General features: G+C 68.0%; 2 protein-coding genes. Both read right to left on the bottom strand.

Annotated elements, in window-relative coordinates:
• Nucleotides 1-26 precede the first annotated feature (26 nt).
• Nucleotides 27-308, bottom strand: a complete 282-nt coding sequence (locus tag ACWGIG_RS38545; RefSeq protein WP_003954777.1) for an HU family DNA-binding protein — start codon at nucleotides 306-308, stop codon at nucleotides 27-29.
• Nucleotides 309-659: 351 nt separating this feature from the next.
• Nucleotides 660-2,105: a malic enzyme-like NAD(P)-binding protein gene (locus ACWGIG_RS38550; protein ID WP_453326390.1), complete on the bottom strand. Its 1,446-nt coding sequence runs from the start codon at nucleotides 2,103-2,105 to the stop codon at nucleotides 660-662.
• Nucleotides 2,106-2,338: the final 233 nt, after the last annotated feature.

Consider the following 2,338-nt stretch of genomic DNA (forward strand, 5'->3'; position numbering starts at 1 on the left):
GGTTCTGCCTTGACGCCTAGGGGGTGTTACTTACCCTTGGCGGCTTCCTTGAGCTTGGAGCCCGCGGAGACCTTCACGCTGTAGCCGGCCGGGATCTGGATCGGGTCGCCGGTCTGCGGGTTACGAGCGGTACGAGCGGCACGGTGGGTGCGCTCGAAGGTCAGGAAGCCGGGGATGGTGACCTTCTCGTCGCCCTTGGCGACGATCTCGCCGACGGTCTCGGCGAGCGCGGCCAGCACGGCGTCGGCGTCCTTGCGGGTCACCTCGGCACGGTCGGCCAGGGCGGCCACCAGCTCACTGCGGTTCATGTTGTTACTCCCGTGTTCTTCTTGCCTGTGAGGCGTGCCACGCGGCGGAGCCGCATGATGGGTACAGCTTTAGCCGATGCTGCCAGGGGCTTCGGACAGTCCCCGGACCCGGGTCTGTTCTCCAGACCCTCGCGCCCGATTACGCATCCTGCCCCCACCAGCGGCGGGAAAGCCAATCCGGCACCCGTCGGAGTCGTGCGAAGAGCGCCACTGCCTCGCCTTGGTGACGCTCCGTCGACTAACTGAAGCGGACTGCTTACGGGCCGCAGCGCTCTGCCAGGGAACGCTGCGTGCATTGCCCGCCACCCTAGAGGTGCCCCCGATACGCCGCGACCCACGACGCGCCGCGCGTCAGGCGGACGTGGGACCCGTCACAGTCGCCGCGGCGGCCTTCGCCGCGGCCCGGACGGCGCCCGCGACGGCACCTGCGACCTTGTCGTTGAAGACCGACGGAATGATGTAGTTCGGGTTCAGCTCGTCCTCGGAGACGACGTCCGCCAGCGCGCTCGCCGCCGCCAGCATCATCTCCGTGTTGACGGTCCTGGACTGTGCGTCCAGGAGGCCGCGGAAGACGCCGGGGAAGACCAGCACGTTGTTGATCTGGTTCGGGAAGTCGGAGCGGCCCGTGGCCACAACTGCCGCCGTCTGACGGGCAATTGCGGGCTCGACCTCGGGGTCGGGGTTGGCGAGCGCGAAGACGATCGAGCCCTCCGCCATGGCCGCCACGTCGTCCCCGCCCAGGACGTTCGGGGCCGACACGCCGATGAAGACGTCGGCGCCGACGACGGCCTCCTTGAGGGTGCCCGTCACCCCTTCGGGGTTGGTGTTGTCGGCGATCCAGCGCAGCGCAGCGCCGCCGGCACCGGGAGCGTCGGCGGAGACCAGGTCCTCGCGGCCCGCGTGCACGACACCGTGGATGTCGGCGACGACCGCGTGCTTGACGCCGGCCGCGATGAGCAGCTTGAGGATCGCCGTACCGGCTGCGCCCGCACCCGACATGACGACGCGTACGTCTCCGATGGACTTGCCGACCACCCGCAGCGCGTTCGTGAGTGAGGCGAGAACCACAATCGCGGTGCCGTGCTGGTCGTCGTGGAAGACCGGAATGTCCAGTGCCTCGCGCAGCCGGGCCTCGATCTCGAAGCAGCGCGGTGCGGAGATGTCTTCGAGGTTGATGCCCGCGAAGCCGGGGGCGATCGCCTTGACGATGGCGACGATCTCGTCGGTGTCCTGGGTGTCCAGGCACAGCGGCCAGGCGTCGATGTCGGCGAACCGCTTGAACAGGGCCGCCTTGCCCTCCATCACCGGCATGGCCGCCATCGGGCCGATGTTGCCCAGGCCCAGCACGGCGGAGCCGTCGGTGACGACCGCGACGGTGTTGCGCTTGATGGTGAGGCGGCGCGCGTCCTCGGGGTTCTCGGCGATGGCCATGCAGACGCGGGCGACGCCCGGCGTGTAGATCATCGAGAGGTCGTCACGGTTGCGGATGGGGTGCTTCGACTGCATCTCGATCTTGCCGCCGAGGTGCATCAGGAACGTACGGTCGGAGACCTTCCCGAGCACGACGCCGTCGACTCCGCGCAGCTTCTCGACGATCTCGTCGGCGTGCGAGGTCGAGGAAGCGGCGATCGTGACGTCGATCCGCAGCTTCTCGTGGCCGGATGCGGTGACGTCGAGGCCGGTCACGGAGCCGCCGGAGGCTTCGACGGCCGAAGTGAGCTGGCTGACCGAGGTCCCGCTCGCGGGTACCTCCAGTCGGACCGTCATCGAGTACGAGACGCTGGGCGCCGTTGCCATGGCCGACTTCCTCTGCTTTCCCTGAGCTTCATTGCTACGCCGCTGAAAGGCCACAGGCCGTGCGACGCAGTCCGATCGTCGCACCTACCAGCGGGTAGCGGGTAATGAGCGCTCCAGTTTCGGAAACTGTTTTCCACCATACGAGAAACACTTGCCTCAGCGGAAGCCCCGAAGGCGACCCGGAACGGAGGGGTGGTTCCACCGAAAACGAAGAGGTCCGGAGCGCTCCTGGG

The organism is Streptomyces sp. NPDC054863, from assembly GCF_053610825.1.

Bases quoted from the DNA above. Each gene is read 5' to 3' on its own strand.
- ACWGIG_RS38550 (WP_453326390.1), bottom strand. From the start codon at position 2,105: ATGGCAACGGCGCCCAGCGTCTCGTACTCGATGACGGTCCGACTGGAG.
- ACWGIG_RS38545 (WP_003954777.1), bottom strand. From the start codon at position 308: ATGAACCGCAGTGAGCTGGTGGCCGCCCTGGCCGACCGTGCCGAGGTG.